13 protein-coding genes are annotated in these 16,521 nt (G+C 56.6%); 7 read left to right on the top strand and 6 right to left on the bottom strand.

Translation table 11 applies throughout. The annotated features are described in order from the left end of the window. Positions 1–81: 81 nt before the first annotated feature. The 3 genes from sdhA to JAO32_RS06960 all read right to left on the bottom strand — a co-directional run bounded on the left by sdhA (position 82) and on the right by JAO32_RS06960 (position 3,613). Positions 82–1,860, bottom strand: a complete 1,779-nt coding sequence (sdhA, locus tag JAO32_RS06970) for a succinate dehydrogenase flavoprotein subunit (RefSeq protein ID WP_334238859.1) — start codon at positions 1,858–1,860, stop codon at positions 82–84. Positions 1,861–1,950: 90 nt separating this feature from the next. After that, complete coding sequence (locus tag JAO32_RS06965) at positions 1,951–2,802, bottom strand: succinate dehydrogenase (RefSeq protein WP_334238858.1); 852 nt, start codon at positions 2,800–2,802, stop codon at positions 1,951–1,953. A gap of 202 nt (positions 2,803–3,004) precedes the next feature. Next, the gene (locus tag JAO32_RS06960; RefSeq protein ID WP_334238856.1) at positions 3,005–3,613 is read right to left on the bottom strand and encodes a non-canonical purine NTP pyrophosphatase; all 609 of its coding nucleotides are present in this window, start codon (positions 3,611–3,613) and stop codon (positions 3,005–3,007) included. A gap of 243 nt (positions 3,614–3,856) precedes the next feature. Here JAO32_RS06960 and JAO32_RS06955 point away from each other — a divergent pair, with 243 nt between their 5' ends. Next, on the top strand, positions 3,857–5,194 hold the full coding sequence (locus tag JAO32_RS06955; RefSeq protein ID WP_334238889.1) for an inositol-3-phosphate synthase: 1,338 nt from the start codon (positions 3,857–3,859) through the stop codon (positions 5,192–5,194). A 49-nt stretch (positions 5,195–5,243) separates the two neighbouring features. On the opposite strand, the gene JAO32_RS06950 is transcribed toward JAO32_RS06955, so the two are convergent. Beyond that, positions 5,244–6,044, bottom strand: coding sequence for a 3-keto-disaccharide hydrolase (locus JAO32_RS06950; protein WP_334238854.1), 801 nt, complete (start codon positions 6,042–6,044; stop codon positions 5,244–5,246). 146 nt (positions 6,045–6,190) lie between these two features. On the opposite strand from JAO32_RS06950, the gene glgX reads away from it, so the two are divergent. Both glgX and JAO32_RS06940 read left to right on the top strand, forming a co-directional pair. Further along, positions 6,191–8,320 carry a glycogen debranching protein GlgX gene (glgX, locus tag JAO32_RS06945; protein WP_334238852.1) on the top strand — a complete coding sequence of 710 codons (2,130 nt, stop codon included), beginning with the start codon at positions 6,191–6,193 and terminating at the stop codon, positions 8,318–8,320. 92 nt (positions 8,321–8,412) lie between these two features. Beyond that, on the top strand, positions 8,413–9,414 hold the full coding sequence (locus JAO32_RS06940) for a ThuA domain-containing protein (protein ID WP_334238850.1): 1,002 nt from the start codon (positions 8,413–8,415) through the stop codon (positions 9,412–9,414). A gap of 166 nt (positions 9,415–9,580) precedes the next feature. Here JAO32_RS06940 and JAO32_RS06935 read toward each other — a convergent pair whose 3' ends face one another. Continuing rightward, positions 9,581–10,084 (bottom strand): TlpA family protein disulfide reductase, encoded by a 504-nt coding sequence (locus JAO32_RS06935; RefSeq protein WP_334238847.1) that lies wholly within the window; start codon positions 10,082–10,084, stop codon positions 9,581–9,583. Between the two features lie 22 nt (positions 10,085–10,106). On the opposite strand from JAO32_RS06935, the gene JAO32_RS06930 reads away from it, so the two are divergent. The 4 genes from JAO32_RS06930 to folE all read left to right on the top strand — a co-directional run bounded on the left by JAO32_RS06930 (position 10,107) and on the right by folE (position 12,878). Further along, on the top strand, positions 10,107–11,288 hold the full coding sequence (locus JAO32_RS06930; protein ID WP_334238845.1) for a glycosyltransferase: 1,182 nt from the start codon (positions 10,107–10,109) through the stop codon (positions 11,286–11,288). A gap of 71 nt (positions 11,289–11,359) precedes the next feature. After that, the gene (locus tag JAO32_RS06925) at positions 11,360–11,773 is read left to right on the top strand and encodes a 6-pyruvoyl trahydropterin synthase family protein (protein ID WP_334238843.1); all 414 of its coding nucleotides are present in this window, start codon (positions 11,360–11,362) and stop codon (positions 11,771–11,773) included. Continuing rightward, complete coding sequence (locus JAO32_RS06920) at positions 11,773–12,231, top strand: 6-carboxytetrahydropterin synthase (protein ID WP_334238841.1); 459 nt, start codon at positions 11,773–11,775, stop codon at positions 12,229–12,231. Before JAO32_RS06925 ends, JAO32_RS06920 begins: the two co-directional genes overlap by 1 nt. Before the next feature lie 26 nt (positions 12,232–12,257). Beyond that, positions 12,258–12,878 carry a GTP cyclohydrolase I FolE gene (gene folE / locus JAO32_RS06915; RefSeq protein WP_334238840.1) on the top strand — a complete coding sequence of 207 codons (621 nt, stop codon included), beginning with the start codon at positions 12,258–12,260 and terminating at the stop codon, positions 12,876–12,878. 70 nt (positions 12,879–12,948) lie between these two features. Here the strand turns inward: folE and JAO32_RS06910 are convergent, their stop codons facing one another. Further along, on the bottom strand, positions 12,949–16,305 hold the full coding sequence (locus JAO32_RS06910) for a TonB-dependent receptor (RefSeq protein WP_334238838.1): 3,357 nt from the start codon (positions 16,303–16,305) through the stop codon (positions 12,949–12,951). Positions 16,306–16,521: the final 216 nt, after the last annotated feature.

Here is a 16,521-nt window from a genome sequence, read left to right as displayed (position 1 = left end):
GATAGAGACCAGCAGAAATAACGAGAAGTATAAAAATGAATGTAGGAATCATCTCGCCCCTTTCTGGTTTCTATCTATCGTTTACGAACTCGTGTACACGCGTGGGCGTGGTTTGATCCACTGCGTGTCGACTTCTTCGTAGGTGATGACCGGTGCGTCTGCCTTTGCGTCGTAGGCGGCCATGGTGGACTTCAGGAACTGCTCGTCGTTGCGGTCCGGGAAGTCCGGCTTGTAGTGTGCGCCGCGGCTTTCGTCGCGCTTCTCTGCGCCCTGCACGATCACGCGTGCGAGTTGCAGCATGTTGTAGAGCTGGCGGGAGAAGGCGAACGATGTGTTGGCCCACTGGCTCTTGTCCGTCAGGTTGATGTTGCGGTAGCGCTCCAGCAGTTCGACGATTTTGGCGTCCGCTTCCTTCAGGCCCGCGTTGTAGCGGACGATGGTGGCGTGGCGCGTCATGGTGTCGCCGAGTTCGCGCCAGAGCTTGAACGGATTCTCCGTGCCCTGGTTCTGCAGAAGGATGTTGTTGTACTCCATCTGGCGAACCTTTTCGGCCGCGTGGCCACCGTCGCCGGTCTGCGCGGGCAGGTTCTTTGCGTAGGTCATGGCCTGCGGTCCGGCGACGAATCCACCGTAGATGCAGGAGAGAAGCGAGTTTGCGCCGAGGCGGTTTGCGCCGTGGATGGAGTAGTCCGCTTCACCCGCGGCGAAGACGCCGGGGATGTTGGTCTGCTGGTTGAAGTCCACCCAGAGGCCGCCCATGGTGTAGTGGACGCCCGGGAAGATCTTCATGGGAACTTCGTGCGGGTCTTCGCCGACGAACTTCTCGTAGATTTCGAGGATGCCTTCGATCTTCTTTTCGAGCGTGGCGCGGTCGATGTGCGAGACGTCGAGGTAGACCATCGGCTGGCCGTCAATGCCCATGTCGTCCTGGTAGACGACCTTGTGAATTTCGCGGGTGGCGATGTCGCGCGGGACGAGGTTGCCGTATTTTGGATACTTCTCTTCGAGGAAGTACCAGCGCTCGTTCTCAGGGATGGTCTTGGCCGGGCGCGGATCGTTCTTCTTACGCGGCACCCATACGCGGCCACCTTCGCCGCGTGCGGATTCTGACATGAGGCGCAGCTTGTCTTCACCGGGGATGGCGGTGGGGTGCACCTGGATAAATTCGCCGTTGGAGTAATACGCACCCTGCTGATACAGCGCGGACTGCGCGGAGCCGGTGCAGACGACGGAGTTGGTGGACTTGCCGAAGATGGCTCCGTTGCCGCCGGTGGCGATGATGATGGCGTCGGCGGGGAAGGTGCGGACTTCCATGCTGCGCAGGTCCATGGCGCAGATGCCGCGGCATACGCCCTGCGAGTCGAGAACTGCGGAGAGGAATTCCCAGCCTTCGTACTTGGTGACCTTGCCTTCGGATTCGTAGCGGCGCACTTGCTCGTCCAGCGCGTAGAGAAGCTGCTGGCCTGTGGTGGCTCCGGCGAAGGCGGTGCGGTGATAGAGAGTGCCGCCGAAGCGACGGAAGTCGAGCAGGCCTTCGGGCGTGCGATTGAACGGGACACCCATACGATCGAGCAGGTCGATGATGGCCGGGCCCTGCGCCGTCATGTTCTTGACGGGCGTCTGGTTGGCGAGGAAGTCGCCGCCGTAGATGGTGTCGTCGAAGTGCTTGAAGACGTCGTCGCCCTCGCCCTTGAGGTTCTTGGCGGCGTTGATGCCACCCTGCGCGCAGACGGAGTGCGAGCGCTTGACCGGGACGATGGAGAAGAGGTCGACTTTGCCGCCGGCTTCGGCGATCTTCATGACCGCGGAGAGTCCGGCGAGACCGCCGCCTACAACGATGATGCGTGGTGTTGTTGCCATTGCGAACTTTCCCTCAGGGGCTAAAGCCCCATGGTTTCGCGTGATGTGACGGCAGGACTAAAGTCCTGCCCTTCCGAAAACATTGCTTAGTTACTGTTGTGGCGCGTACTGCTGCGGCACCGCGTTCTGCTGGATCGGCTGGCCGTTGCTGTCGTACTGTTGCTGCTGCACGGTCGGAACCTGATATGTGGGCACGACTGCTGGTGCTGAGTCGTCTGCGGGGGCCGGGATCACTTCTACTGCGGGAACCATGGGCGCGGCGACGATCGCAGCGATGCTCCAGAGACCCAGTCCGCAAAGGATGATGCCGAATGCAGTGGTGGCATAGCCGAGCTTGCGGCGAGCGTCATCGCCGGGCGTGATACCCCACTTGGCGCAGAAGAGCCAGATGCCGTACGAGAAGTGGAAGCAGGTGGCGATCATGCCGATGACATAGACCGCAACCATCCACGGATTGGAAAGTTCGTACTGCACCTTCCAGTAGGCGAGGCCGGGATGTTCCGGCAGGCTGACGCCAGAGAAGCGCTGGAACCAGAGGTGCTGAATGATGTAGAGCAGGGCGATGATGCCCGAGACGCGCTGCATCAGGTACATCCAGTTGCCGGCCCAGGGATAGACATTCACGTTGGAGCGACCACGGACGGCGATGAAGACGCCGTAGCCTGCGTGGAAGAGCAACGGAATAAAGATGAAGGCCCACTCCAGTACGCGGACGAGCGGCAGGCTGTTGAGGAAGAGCACCTGCTTGGCGTAGGCGACGGGGCCGTGCACGATCTCAAGATTCGAGATGATGTGCTCGATCAGGAACGCGCCAATGGGGATGATGCCGGTCAGCGAATGCAGTTTGCGCAGCAGGAAGGAGTGTCCCTGACCAGCGCGCAGCGGCTTCACGCCCTTGCGGTGTGCGTTATCGGGTGGTGCAACCCCTGCGATTGAGCCCATGTTCTTGCGCTCCCTGCTTCCGTACAGATATTGCTTCCGCGCATGAGAAGACGCCTCACTGCGGAAGAAAGGCACGCACAGTATCCGGCGTATGGAAAACACCCGTCAATGATTCGCTTGGAGCGATGTTCGGTTATCGAATAACTCGGGCGGTAAACGAAATTGGACTGGTTTGGTCGCTATTGGCGTAGACGCGAGATATTCAGCAGGCTCGCCATTGCCGTAAGAGAGCGCGAAGAGCGCGACCACGATGACTGACCCGGAGGCGATGTTCGTCGCTGGCTTCTGCCATGGTGCCGTTGAGTTCCGGCGCGAAGAAGTATGGATCGTAGCCAAAGCCGCGTTCGCCCTGCGGTGCGGTGAGGATGTTGCCGTCGAGTTTGCCAAAGGCAACAGTTTCGACTGCACCATCCATTGCAAGTGCGAGTGCGCAGCGATAGCGGCCTTCGCGATTGGTTATGTCTTTCAGGTTGTGCAGTAGAGCAGCGTTGTTGTCTGCGTCGATGCCGCTGCCTGTGGATGGGAAGTCGAGGTCGGCTGCGTAACGCGCGGAGCGTACTCCGGGCAGGCCGTTGAGCGCATCGACTTCCAGGCCGGAGTCGTCTGCGATGACCCAGTGGCCGGGTGCGAACTTTGAGTAGTAAGAAGCCTTGATGCGGGCGTTGCCTTCGAAGGTGGGTTCACCTTCCGGTGGTGCGGGGATGTCTGCGAGGCCGGGAAGAGGTTGAATATCGAAGTCCGGTGTGTCGGTGGCAGCGGTGCGGAAATCGCGAAGCTTGCCTGCGTTGGATGTCGCTACATACAGAATCATGGGTTGCGCTGCCGTCCGGTTCGGAAACTTAGATGATCTTCTCATGCGGGTTTTGCGAGGCTTGCTGAAAAGAATTTTCAAGAAAATGAGATACCGATAACTTAACGGGACGTTAACGATAACCCTTGTGTTTATTGAGCGAAATCGGGCTGTGACGGTGTTGCGTAATGCGGAGAGATGCTTCAGGTTGGTGTTGAAGGCACGCGGTTTGGCGCGTTGCTGAAGAGCATTGAGGAGAAGCAGATGGAGCAGGCAGCAACGCAGCCGAATGCGAAGGATATTGCACCCGCGAAGGGCAAACTGGGCGTGATGATGCCGGGGATGGGCGCGGTGGCCACCACGATGATCGCCGGTGTGGAAGCCGTGCGGCGCGGTATGGCGAAGCCCGTGGGATCCATGGCGGAGATGGGCACGATTCGGTTGGGGAAGCGCACGGAAGATCATTCGCCGCTTATCAAGGATTTTGTACCGCTGGCGGGATTGGATGATCTTGTGTTCACGGGATGGGACATCTTTGGTGGCAACCTGTTCGATGCTGCGAAGACTGCGTCGGTATTGGATCGCGATCAGTTGGAGGAGATGCGTCCGTTCCTGGAAGGCATTGAACCGATGCCTGCTGCGTTTGATCAGCGCTATGTAAAGCGACTGGATCCTAAGAAGATCAAAACGGGAAAGAATAAGTGCGATCTTGCGAACCAGATTCGCAATGACATTGCAGAGTTCAAGAGCAAGACCGATCGACAGGTGATGATCTGGACTGGATCGACCGAAATTTTTCTGACGGAGAAGCCGGTGCATCAGACGCTGGCTGCGTTTGAAAAAGGATTGGTTGAAGACGATGAAGACATTGCACCGTCGATGCTGTATGCGTGGGCGTGTTTGAAGGAGGGTGTGCCGTTCATCAATGGTGCGCCGAACTTGACGTGCGATATTCCTGCATTGCGTGAGTTGTCCAAGCAGGTGGGTGCTCCGATTGCAGGTAAGGATTTCAAAACAGGGCAGACGTTTATGAAGACGGTACTAGCGCCTGCGTTGAAGGTTCGTTACCTGGGATTGAATGGATGGTATTCGACGAACATCCTGGGCAATCGTGATGGCGAAGTGTTGGATGATCCGGATAACTTCAAGACGAAGGAAGAGTCGAAGCTGGGCGTGCTGGAATATATCCTGCAGCCAGATAAACATCCTGACTTGTACGGCGATATCTTCCACAAGGTAAGGATTAACTACTATCCGCCGCGCGGGGATAACAAGGAAGGCTGGGATAACATCGACATCTTTGGATGGATGGGATATCCCATGCAGTTGAAGGTGGACTTTCTGTGCCGCGATTCGATTCTGGCTGCGCCGCTGGCACTTGATCTTTGCCTGTTCATGGACTTAGCTGCGCGTACGCCGAGCCTGAAGCATCTTGGCATTCAAGAGTGGTTGAGTTTTTACTTCAAGGCTCCTGATGCTGCTCCTGGCATTCATCCTGAGCATGACTTGTTCATTCAGAGTATGAAGCTGAAGAACACGCTGCGCCACATCATGGGCGAGGATCTGATCACGCATCTTGGGTTGGAGTATTACTCGGACTAAGTGTGCATTCAATGTTGAGCGGAGGCTGCCCTGCCGGCAGCCTCTTTTTTTATTGCAGATCTTTGAGCCATAGGTTGCGGAAGGATATTTTGACTGTGCCGGAGCCTGCGGTTTGCAGTGCGATGAGGCCCTTGTCGCGGAGCTTTGTTGTGTCGTCGTCGATGAAGATGGCCATGACGTGGCCGTTGAGAATGTGTGTAAGAACGTGACCGCGTGCGACGATCTCCATCTGGTTCCATTCGTTCGGATGCCAGTAGCCGCCGAGTTCTTCCTTGTTGCCCACGACAGCGATTCGCTCCATCGGCTTGCCTGTTTCTGCATGAACGACTTCGCTGCGTGATGCAACGATGATGCGACCGTGACCGTCGACGACCTGTCCGGTGTAGTTGCCTATGAAGTTGGCATCGCATTGATAACCGGCGACGATGTAACGCGGATCGGCTTGAGGCATGGCCGGTGCGCCAGGTCGCGGTGGCGTTGGTGATGCGATGTAACTGCGGTACTGGATGCCGCTGTCGGCGGTGATGCCTTGCAGGCGAATCTCAAGTCGGAGGTCAAAGTCTGCGGGTTCCTTGCCTTGCAGGATGAGGAACGTTTCTGGATTGCGTGCGCCTTCGGGTGATCGATATTGGCCGGTGATGGCATTGTCTTCTACGCTCCACACTTTTGTGTCGCCCGCCCAACCGTTGAGTGTGGTTCCGTCGAAGAGTGACGTGTAGCCATCGTGATTGTTCCAATCGGTTGGAATGGCTTGTGGTTTTGGTCCTCCTGATGGGCGTGTTGTTGCGGCTGTTTGTGCCGCGAGGGAAGTGCAGGCGAGAAGGAGCAGAGACACATAAACACAACGCATTGAGAGGGTTCCTTGCAGTGAAGGTTTATGACGCGACACCACTGTACGCGCGGATGACTTGTTGTGGAAAGCGTGGAGACGGCTCCTCGGCGCAAAGCTGCATCCCATAGGGGGATTCGCAGACAAAAAAGGAAGTTAGAACGTTGATGAGCCGAACTGTATTACCTGGAACACCTTATCCATTGGGAGCCACACCATCGTTGCGTGGCACAAATTTTGCGTTGTATTCAGAAAATGCAACGGCTGTTACTGTTTGTTTTTTTGATGAGGCAGGTAACCAGACCGATTGCGTTGAGCTGAAGGAGCGTACGGCGTTTGTATGGCATGGGCTGGTGAAAGGGATTAAGCCTGGTCAGCGTTATGGCTATCGTGTGGATGGCCCCTGGGAGCCTGAGAAAGGACTTCGGTTTAACGCCGCGAAGCTGCTGTGCGATCCGTATGCCAAGGCGCTCACGGGTGATGTGGATTGGAAGGCACCGATCTTTCCGTATGACGTGATCAGCGGCGACGATCTTAAGAAGGATGATCAGGATTCTGCAGCAGGTGTACCGAAGTCTGTCGTGATTGATTCGAAGTTCGACTGGGGAGATGACTGTCCTCCGCAGACTTTGCTGGCGGACTCTGTGATCTACGAGGTGAATGTCCGCGGATTTTCAAAACAGAATCCGATGGTGGAAGAGAAGCTGCGCGGGACGTATGCGGCGTTGGCGTCGGACGCAAGCATTAACTATTTCAAGATGTTGGGTGTTACGGCGGTGGAACTGCTACCGGTGCATCACTTCATTGATGAAGGGCACCTGATAGATCGCGGACTGCGGGATTATTGGGGATACAACACGCTTAGCTATTTCGCTCCTATGGCACGCTACAGTTCTTCCGGTGATACCGGCGCGCAGGTGCGTGAATTTAAGGAGATGGTAAAAGCGCTGCATGCCGCAGGTATCGAAGTGATCCTGGACGTGGTCTACAACCATACGTGTGAAGGGAACCGACTGGGGCCCTCACTGAGCATGAAAGGAATTGACAACACCACCTATTACCGCCAGGTTGCGGATAATCCTCGGTATTACATGGATTACACCGGTACGGGAAATACGCTGAACTTGATGCACCCGCAGGTGTTGATGCTGGTGATGGATTCACTGCGCTACTGGGTGACGGAGATGCACGTGGATGGTTTCCGCTTTGATCTTGCGGCGACGCTTGCACGTGATCAGGATGGTGTGTCGAAGTTGTCCAGCTTCTTCAACGTGATTCATCAGGACCCGGTGTTGCAGGGCGTGAAGCTGATCGCAGAGCCTTGGGATGTGGGTGAAGGCGGCTACCAGGTGGGCAATTTCCCTGTGCTGTGGGCGGAGTGGAATGGTCGCTATCGCGACACGGTACGCAGATTCTGGAAGGGCGATGAGGGACTGTTGTCGGACTTCGCGTATCGCATTACCGGGTCGAGCGATCTGTATCAGCAGGATGGGCGCAGGCCATATGCGTCGATCAACTTTATTACCGCGCATGATGGATTCACACTGACCGACCTTGTGAGCTTCAACGGCAAGCATAACGAAGCGAATGGCGATAACAATACCGACGGGGCCGACAACAACGATAGCTGGAATATGGGCGCGGAAGGGCCAACGGACGATCCGGGCATTAACGAATTGCGTGAGCGGCAGGTGCGTAATTTCCTGACGACGCTGGTGTTATCGCAGGGCGTTCCGATGATTTGCGGTGGCGATGAAGTGGGCCGTTCGCAGCGTGGCAATAACAATGGCTACTGCCAGGACAACGAGATCACCTGGTACGACTGGAAGCTGGATGCTCCGCGAAAACGGTTGATGGATTTCACGGCGAAGCTGATTCAGTTGCGCAAGAATCATCCGAACCTGCGGCGCAGAAAGTTCTTTCAGGACCGCACAATTCGTGGCTCTGTGGTGCGTGACATTGCGTGGTTCAACTCGAACGGCGAAGAGTTCCATGAAGAAGACTGGAGCGCCGGATGGCAGCGTTCGCTGGGCTTTATGTTGAATGGCAATACGTTGGGCGTGACGGATGAAGATGGTGTGCCGCTGAAAGACAACAGCTTCCTGTTTATGGTGAATGCTGCCGCGGATGGGGTGGAGTTTACGTTGCCGCCGCCTCCGGGCGATACGCCGTGGCACCAGGTGTTGGATACGCAGAATGTGGATGATCCTTTTGCCGAGTCGGATATCGGCGACAAGGTGATCCTGGGCGGGCGTTCGTTCCGTGTATTCTGCGATGGCCGACCGAAGCTGCAATAGCGCCATCTTGCGGTGATATGGAGAAGCGGCGTTGACGCGCCGCTTTTCGCATTGATACGGTTCAGAACGTTACCGAAATCCCTGGAGGAACCGTGATCCGTCCGCTTGCTGCTGTTGCCTGTCTGTTATTTGCTACCTGTGCCGTTGCGCAGGATTCCACTGCGCTGTTGAAAGAGAAGACGCTGCCCAGCCCGGGGCGTCCGCAATCGATCAAGGATGGCGTCCAGATTCAGAAGCCGCAGTTGGAAGACTATGTGGCCATGCTGGATAACCTGCCGCTGACGGCTCCGGCAAAGCCGAAGCAGCCACGCAAGCTGCTGATCCTGTGCAAGGCTGCGGGGTTCTTCCATTCATCGATTCCGCTGGCTGCGGAGACGGTGAAGGCGATGGGCGAGAAGACGGGCGCGTATACCGCGACCATCACTTACGATTCTGCTGATATCAACGCGGCGAATCTTGCCAACTATGACGGCATCTTCCTCGACAGCACCACGCTGGAATTCCTGGGCGATCCCAAAGACCCGGCAACGGATGCACGGAAGAAAGCTCTGATGGACTTTGTACGCAGCGGTCATGGCATTGCAGGCATTCACGCTGCGGGAGACACGTACCACACGGTGCCGGCGCGCGGTTCCAACGACAAGCCGCAGGGGACGTGGCCTGAGTTCAACAAGATGATTGGCGGCTTCTTCAAGTTCCACTGGGTGTATCCGCAGCCGGTGTGGGTGAAGATTGACGATCCCAAGAGCCCGCTGACGGCGATGTTCCATGGCCGCGAGTTTGAAGTGCACGACGAGATTTACACCTTCCTGCAGGAGTCATTCAGCCGGAAGAATGTGCACGTGCTGACCAGCGTGGACTACTCGAAGATGTCCGCAGAGGACAAGGCGAAGGAGCCAGCCGCGACGAAGCGCACGGATGGCGACTATGCGCTGAGCTGGATTCATCGCGAGGGTAAGGGCCGCGTGTTCTATGAGGCGCTGGGCCATAGCGAACACATCTATGCCATGACGCCGATTATGACGCATGTGCTGGCGGGTATTCAGTACACGCTGGGTGACCTGCCTGCGAATGACGCGCCGAGCGAGAAGTAGTGGTGGGCTCCCACGTCTCCCAGGGGACGTGGGAACCGCTGGTTTCAGCGAAACGTTGTAGACGCTTGGGAAGAATGCAGGTCCTTCGGCTTCACTTCGTTTCGCTCAGGATGACGATCTTCGGTCGTAGAACCTTCGCTTCGTAAGAAAATTGTTCGGCTCGGATCTAGATTTTGTCGAGATAGTTCATGATCTCGGAGTTCGTCCACTCCTGCGGGCCGATGAATTTGCGGCGGATATTGCCCTGGCGGTCGATCAGGAACGTCTCCGGCACGCGGACGGAACCGTACTTCAGGTTGGCTCCCTGCGTGCCGTCGCGGGCGCTGAGCAGGTTGATGCTGTATTGCTGCAGGAACTTGTTGTAAGCGTCTGTGTCGTCGTCAATGGAGACGGCGACTACCTGGATGTCCGGGCGCAGGGCCTGGAGGCGCTGCAGGCTGGGCAGTTCGTCGATGCAGGGCGCGCACCATGTGGCCCAGAAGTTGAGCAGCACGACTTTGCCGCGGAACTGGCTCAGCTGGATGGTCTGGGCGCCGTTGTGGACGGTGAAATCGGGCGCGACTTGTGCGATTTGTTGCGGGTGGTCGCCCCGGTTACAGCCCGCAAAAAGGGCAGGGGCCAGCAGGCTGGCGGACAGAATCAGGGAACGGGACGCGACGCGGAATCTCACGCTTCCTATAATACGAAGGCGCATGAGTGACGATCAGGACAAGACGCCGGATTTGACCAAACCGGCCCCGGATTTTGAGTTTCGCTTTGACGGTAGCCCCTCGGCCGCTTCGGTGCGGCGGGATGTGGCTGCGTCTTCAAAGATTGTGGAGGACGAGCCTTCCACGCACGCGCTGACGGTGCTGATTCCGGCGCGGAATGAAGAACTTAACATTGGCGGCTGCATGGAATCGCTGCTGCGGCAGACCGAACCGGGGTTTGAGCTGGGGCGGCACTGGTACCTGCTGGTAATCGACGACAGTTCCACGGACGAGACGTTTGCCATTGCGTCGAAGCTGGCTGAGGGGCGCGACGGGGTGCAGGTGCTGCGCGCGGAGCCGTTGAAGTCGCAGCGTAAGGGGTTTACCGGAAAGAATGCGGCGTTGTGGCTTGGGGCGCAGCAGCAAGTAGCGCAGACGGCGAAGTGGCTGCTGTTTACGGATGCGGACACGCTGCATGAGCCGAACTCGCTGCACAGGGCCATTGTGGAGGCGGAGCGGCATGACGTGGCTTTGCTGAGCTATTCGCCGAAGCAGATCAATGCGAATTTGGCCCAGCGGGCGGTGATGCCGCTGATCTTTTCAGAGCTTGCCAGTACGTATCCGCCGAAGAAGGTAAGTGATCCTTCGAGCCCGATTGCGGCGGCGAATGGGCAGTTTCTGCTGGTGCGGCGGCAGGTGTATTTCGATGTCGGCGGGCATAAGGCGGTTGCGGCTGAGGTGCTGGAAGACGTTGCACTGGCGCAGAAGGTGAAGCGTCGGCATACGATTCGTTTTCGTTATGCGGCGGAGGCGGTGTCGGCACGGATGTATCGGACGACGGCGGAGATGGTGGAAGGCTGGACGAAGAATCTGGCTCTGCTGTTTCGTAATCCGCTGTTCATGGCGCTGATTGCGCTGCTTAATTTTGTGTTGCTGCTGGGGCTGCCGCTGCTGCCGTTTGTGTGGCCGAATCTGGTGTATTGGCAGGTGCTGGCCATTGCGATTCTGTGGCTGCGGGTGCTGGTGCGGTACTTCGGTCGCGTGGGGCGGTCGAACGTTCCGTTTATGGATCGCGTGCTGAGCATTGTGGCGTTGCCAATGTTTGCGCTGTTGCTGTTTCGGTCGTGGCAAAAGGTGAAGATTGCTCGGGCGGTGGTTTGGAAGGGGCGGGAGTACACGACTTAACTGCCTGTCAGGGCTGATGTTATTCCGTGAAACGGTTCTGAGTGTTCCAACATCCAATACACTGACAGACGATGATTTACCTGACACGCAAAGCCGAATTTTCTTCTGCGCACTTCTATCGCAATCCGGATTGGAGCGAGGAGAAGAACCGTGCCGTCTTTGGCAAATGTGCCAATGCGAACGGCCATGGGCATAACTACACGCTGGAAGTGACGGTGGGTGGCGAGGTGGATCCGGTCACCGGGTTTGTGGTGGATCTGAAGCTGCTGAAAGACATTCTGGAAGAGCAGGTGGTCAGCGTGTATGACCATCGCCACCTGAATCACGAAGTGTCGGAGTTTGCTTCGACGGTGCCCACCACGGAGAACATCGCGGTTGCTATCTGGCGTCGGTTGGAGGGGAAGATACCGAATGCGAAGCTGCACCGCGTGCGCGTGTATGAGATGGACGACCTGTTTGCCGATTACTACGGCGAGGAGGCCTGATGGCTCCTCTGGCTTACTTCTCGCGGCGCTATTGTTTTTCGGCGATGCATCGTTTAAACGCTCCTTCGCTTTCCGTGGAACAGAATCGCGAGACCTATGGGAAGTGCAACAACCCGTTTGGGCACGGTCACAACTACTTTGTAGAAGTGACAGTGGCTGGGCCGATTGATCCGGTGACGGGCTTTGTGGTGGATATGCCGAAGCTGGATGCGCTGGCGAAGCGCGAGTTGATCGACAGGTTCGATCAGGTTTCGATGAATGACGATTTGGTATTTTCCGGGGAGTTTGTGCCTTCCACGGAGAACCTGACGATTGAAGTGGAACGTATCTTCCGTAACGAAGTGCCGAAGTTGGATGCAGCGGGGAAGTTGCGGCTTCATGCGATACGGATTGAGGAGACGGCGAATAACAGTTTTGATCTGCCGTCAGATAACAGGACGCAGCCGGTGCTTTCGTAGCTGCGCGTGAAAGAGTTTTGAAAACGATGGAAGATAGCCGTTTGGAGACACATACCGCCATTGCTGATCCAACGCTGGAGTTGCATGCGGCGAGCACAGAAGATATTCATCGCGAATTGCTGCGTCGGCTTGGTGAGAACCCTGCGCGCGATGGATTGCTGAAAACACCAGAACGCATCACGAAGGCGATGGCTTACCTGACACAGGGATATGAACAGAGCGCAACGGAGATTCTGCGTGGTGCGCTGTTTGATGTGGACTATGACGAGATGGTCATCGTTCGCGACATTGAGTTTTATTCGCTGTGTGAGCATCACATGCTGCCGTTTTTCGGTAAGGCACATGTTGCGTACATTCCCAAGGGTAAGGTTATCGGCCTGAGCAAGGTGGCAAGGCTGGTGGACGTGTATGCGCGACGTTTGCAGGTGCAGGAACGCATGACACGCGAGATTGCCGATGCGATTGTGGACGCCATCAATCCGCAGGGTGTGGCGGTGATCCTGGAAGCGCAGCATCTGTGCATGATGATGCGGGGTGTGGAGAAGCAGGGAAGCATGACGTCCACTTCGACGATGTTGGGATGCTTCCGACAAAGCGCGCAGACGCGGAATGAGTTTCTTTCGTTGATCCGGCGGTCAGCGGTTTAGTTCAGTTTCTTAACCAAAGCATAAGGCCCGCACGTTTTGCGGGCCTTATGCTTTCTTGCTTCTCGTTTGTTTAGAAAAGGTACTTCAGGGCGAACTGCATGATGCGTGGATCGCCTGCGGTGCTGGTGATTTGACCGAAGGTGCTGCTGGTTAGTGAAGACGTTGGATTAGAGAAGATAGCTTCGTTGGGTACGTTGAACACTTCCCAGCGGAACTGTATCTTCGTGTCTTCATAGACAGGGAACATACGGGTTAGCGCCATGTCGAGTTGGTAGCTCGGCGGGCCGATGAGTGTGAGTGGCGGTGTTGTGGTGTAGGTTCCGGTAGCAGGCGATGAGAACACTGAGGCGTTTAGATAATTCTGCGTGCCGAAGACGGTGCGTGCGGAGTAAGGATTGCCATTGCGAATGGCGATCTGGTTGCCGATGCCGCTGAGTGCGTTATCGACGCCGGTGGTCACGGTGAAGTAGCCACCGCTGCGTGCAGTGAAGATGGTGGAAAGTCCCCATCCGCCAGCGATTACGTTGGTCATGCGTTGCTTAAACTGCGGCGCATTCAGGATGAGCGAGACGTTTGCTACGTGGCGGCGATCGGAATCGCAGTTGGAGTAGCTGGCGTGACGGTTGCCCGGGATAACGTAGGACGGCCCGGTAAGTTCGGTCGTCTCTGCTTCCGAGAGGCAGTGTGCCCAAGTGTAATTTGCCACCATGTTCATGAGTTTGGCGCGGCGATTTACCGAGAGCAGCATGCCGTTGTAGTTGGCCATGCCGCCGTCATCGAGCATGCCGATGGTGGAGTAGTAAGCGCCCTGTGTGTTGTTCGCAAGGAACAGAACGCGACGTGCGTTAGTGTTGCCCGTGGTGGAACATGCTGTTCCAGCCTTGGGCAATGAACCAACAGGCATTGCTCCGCAGGATCCTGCTGCACCGGTTGAGTTCCCCGGAATGTAGATGGCGGGGTCCTGCTCATAGGACGTTGTTAGATGCGTGGTTTTATTGCCGATGTATGTGGCGCCGAAGAGCCATGTCTTGTATTGCTTCTGCACGCTGAGGTTCCACTGCTGCAGATACATGGGCTTCAGGTTGAGTGGTGTGTTGACGTAAACACCCGCGGAGACGAAGGTGGTGTTACTGTTCAGCGTCAGCAGACCCGGGAAGGGGTTGCCGCCGGCGTAGTTTGACCACGGATTTGCGAGCGGGACATTCGTGAGCGATACGGTTTGTCCCCACGGCGGCGAGTTTGAATAGCGTGTATCGAAGAACATCTGTGGCGTGTCGTAGAACATGCCATAGCCGCCGCGCACGCTCATGGTGCCGTCATGTGAGGGATCCCACACGAAACCAACGCGAGGCTGGAAGCCGCTGAAGATTTTGCCCTGGTTGTAAGAGCGGCCGGGATACCCCTTGTCGCCAGGAAAGATGAGACCTGCAGGGGCGTTGTTGTAGACGCTGCTCTTTTGGCCAGCGGTGAAGCGGTTGATGTCGAAGTTTTCAGCGTGTGAATTGACGTTGAAGAACGGGATGTAGGGTTCCCAGCGCAGACCGTAGTTCAGCGTGAGGTGCTTGGTTGCCTTCCATGAATCCTGGCCATAGGCTGCGACGTAATGCCAGCGGTCGTTCTCGTAGTCGGCTGCGCCCTGGCTGAAGCTGCTGACGTTGCCGGTAAGGAAGTCAGCAAAGCCAACGGAGTTGCCACCGTAGACTGTGCCTGCGAAGGTGTAAGCGCCGTTCGTTGGGCGGTTGTTTACGGTGTTCATGTATGCGAAGAGATACTGGCCACCGAAGGCGATGGAGTGGCTTCCACGAACGACGCTGACGTCATCGCCAAGTTGGTACTTTACGGTGTTGAAGTAGCCGGGGTTGTTGCCACCCTGGCCGAGCGAAAAGCCGTTGGTGACGCTGATACCCATAAAGCCTTTGAGGCCGGGGTTGGTGTATGCGTTGATACCAACGGAGGATGGATCAAAGAATGGTGCAAGGAAACGTAAACCCAACGTGCGATCGCCGGTGATGCGCAGTGAGTTCACGATGTTCGGCGTGATGATGTACGTGTGGCCGATGGTAACTGCCTGATCCTGGTTAAGCTGACCTACCTGGTTTGCTGTGAGCAAGTCTTTCGGATCGACCGTTACGGGCGAGTTGTAACGCGCGAAGAGGTAACGAACAAACATGGATTGCTTGTCGTTCAACGTGTCATCGACGCGACCTACGATGTGATGCGCTGTGGAGTTTGCAGAGCTTGGTGCGTAGAAGTTGCCGCAGGGGTTGCTGGGGTCAGAGATGACGGGGATGCCGGCTTTGACGATGGCCAATGCTTGTGCGCTGTAGTTGGATGGATTGGTCTGATTGTTGGTGAAGGGGCCTGTCAGCTTGGTGGAACCTGGTGTTGCGCTGAAACAGTTTTTGCCGGTGGCAGGATTGCTGTAGTTGATGGCTTGCGTGAAGTCGCCATTCAGCATGGCTTGCGTGGGAACGTGTGTGAGCGTGGTGGCGGGGTTGGAGCGGATGATCGTGCCCTGATAACCCGCGAAGAAGAAGAGTTTGTCCTTCTTGATAGGGCCGCCGATGACCCCGCCGAATTGATTACGCTTCAAGCTGTCGCGCGTCTTCTGACCGGTGGTTGAGTTGTAGTTGAAGAAGTTCGCCGCGTTGAACATGTAATTGCGGACGAACCAGAAGACATCGCCGTGAAAGCTGTTGGTGCCGCTCTTGGTTACCGCATTGATGGCGGCAGATGCGTGATTGCCGTACTGCGCAGGCAATGAACTGGTTTCTGATTTGAATTCCTGCAATGCATCTGGGAAGGGGAGCGGCAGATTCAAGTTGTTGAACACATCGTTGTGATTGCCACCGTCCAGAACATAAGCAACGCCGTTGGGGAGACCGCCCGCGACTGCGATGGTGATGGTGGGAAAGTTCTTGTTGGAGTTGAGGTCGCCTGCAGGTGCCGTTGTGGTTGCGCCTGCAAGTGCGATGAGCTGTGTTGGGTCACGGCCGTTCAATGGAAGCTCGACCACTTGTGTTTGATCAATGACCTGGCCAATGCCGTTGCTGACAGTCTCCACCTGCACGCCGGTGGCTTCCACGGTCACGGTGTCATTCACGCTGCCGATCTCAAGCTTTGCATTGACTGTGGCGTTGCTGCCTACCTGCAACGTGATGCCCGTGACGGTGAAGGCCTTGAAGTTGCTCGCAGTGATTTGAACTTTGTACGGACCCAACGGCAGATCGGATTCAGTGTAAGAACCGGAACCGCTGGTTTTCACGGTGCGCGTGAATCCGGTTTCCGTTTGTGTGACGATAACCGTCGCATCGGGAATACCGGCGCCCATCTGGTCCTGCACAGTTCCCACGATTTGGGAGGTATTCAACGATTGCGAATACGCAACCGGGGTTATCATCAGCGGCGCCATTGCAAGAGCGCTCACGTATCGTTTCATTGTCATTGATCCTCACTTCAACGAACCACGCATCCCGGCGTAAACAGACGGCCGAAGTGCACTTGTTCGATCGCACGGGATGCTAGGTTCGCGAGAATTTAGAGTCAATGGAATTACCGTGTTGATACCGTTCATGGCGGGCTTGTTACGTAGCCTGCGTGCTAGCATCACCTCCGTTCCTCAGCAGTGAAAATGTTGGTTACA

It is taken from the genome of Terriglobus sp. ADX1 (assembly GCF_036877645.1).
Taxonomy (GTDB): domain Bacteria; phylum Acidobacteriota; class Terriglobia; order Terriglobales; family Acidobacteriaceae; genus Terriglobus.
The sequence above is the reverse complement of the archived record's forward strand: the minus strand, read 5'-3'. Positions and strand labels throughout refer to the sequence as shown.

Bases quoted from the DNA above. Each gene is read 5' to 3' on its own strand.
- sdhA (WP_334238859.1), bottom strand. From the start codon at position 1,860: ATGGCAACAACACCACGCATCATCGTTGTAGGCGGCGGTCTCGCCGGA.
- JAO32_RS06965 (WP_334238858.1), bottom strand. From the start codon at position 2,802: ATGGGCTCAATCGCAGGGGTTGCACCACCCGATAACGCACACCGCAAG.
- JAO32_RS06960 (WP_334238856.1), bottom strand. From the start codon at position 3,613: ATGATTCTGTATGTAGCGACATCCAACGCAGGCAAGCTTCGCGATTTC.
- JAO32_RS06955 (WP_334238889.1), top strand. From the start codon at position 3,857: ATGGAGCAGGCAGCAACGCAGCCGAATGCGAAGGATATTGCACCCGCG.
- JAO32_RS06950 (WP_334238854.1), bottom strand. From the start codon at position 6,044: ATGCGTTGTGTTTATGTGTCTCTGCTCCTTCTCGCCTGCACTTCCCTC.
- glgX (WP_334238852.1), top strand. From the start codon at position 6,191: ATGAGCCGAACTGTATTACCTGGAACACCTTATCCATTGGGAGCCACA.
- JAO32_RS06930 (WP_334238845.1), top strand. From the start codon at position 10,107: ATGAGTGACGATCAGGACAAGACGCCGGATTTGACCAAACCGGCCCCG.
- JAO32_RS06925 (WP_334238843.1), top strand. From the start codon at position 11,360: ATGATTTACCTGACACGCAAAGCCGAATTTTCTTCTGCGCACTTCTAT.
- JAO32_RS06920 (WP_334238841.1), top strand. From the start codon at position 11,773: ATGGCTCCTCTGGCTTACTTCTCGCGGCGCTATTGTTTTTCGGCGATG.
- folE (WP_334238840.1), top strand. From the start codon at position 12,258: ATGGAAGATAGCCGTTTGGAGACACATACCGCCATTGCTGATCCAACG.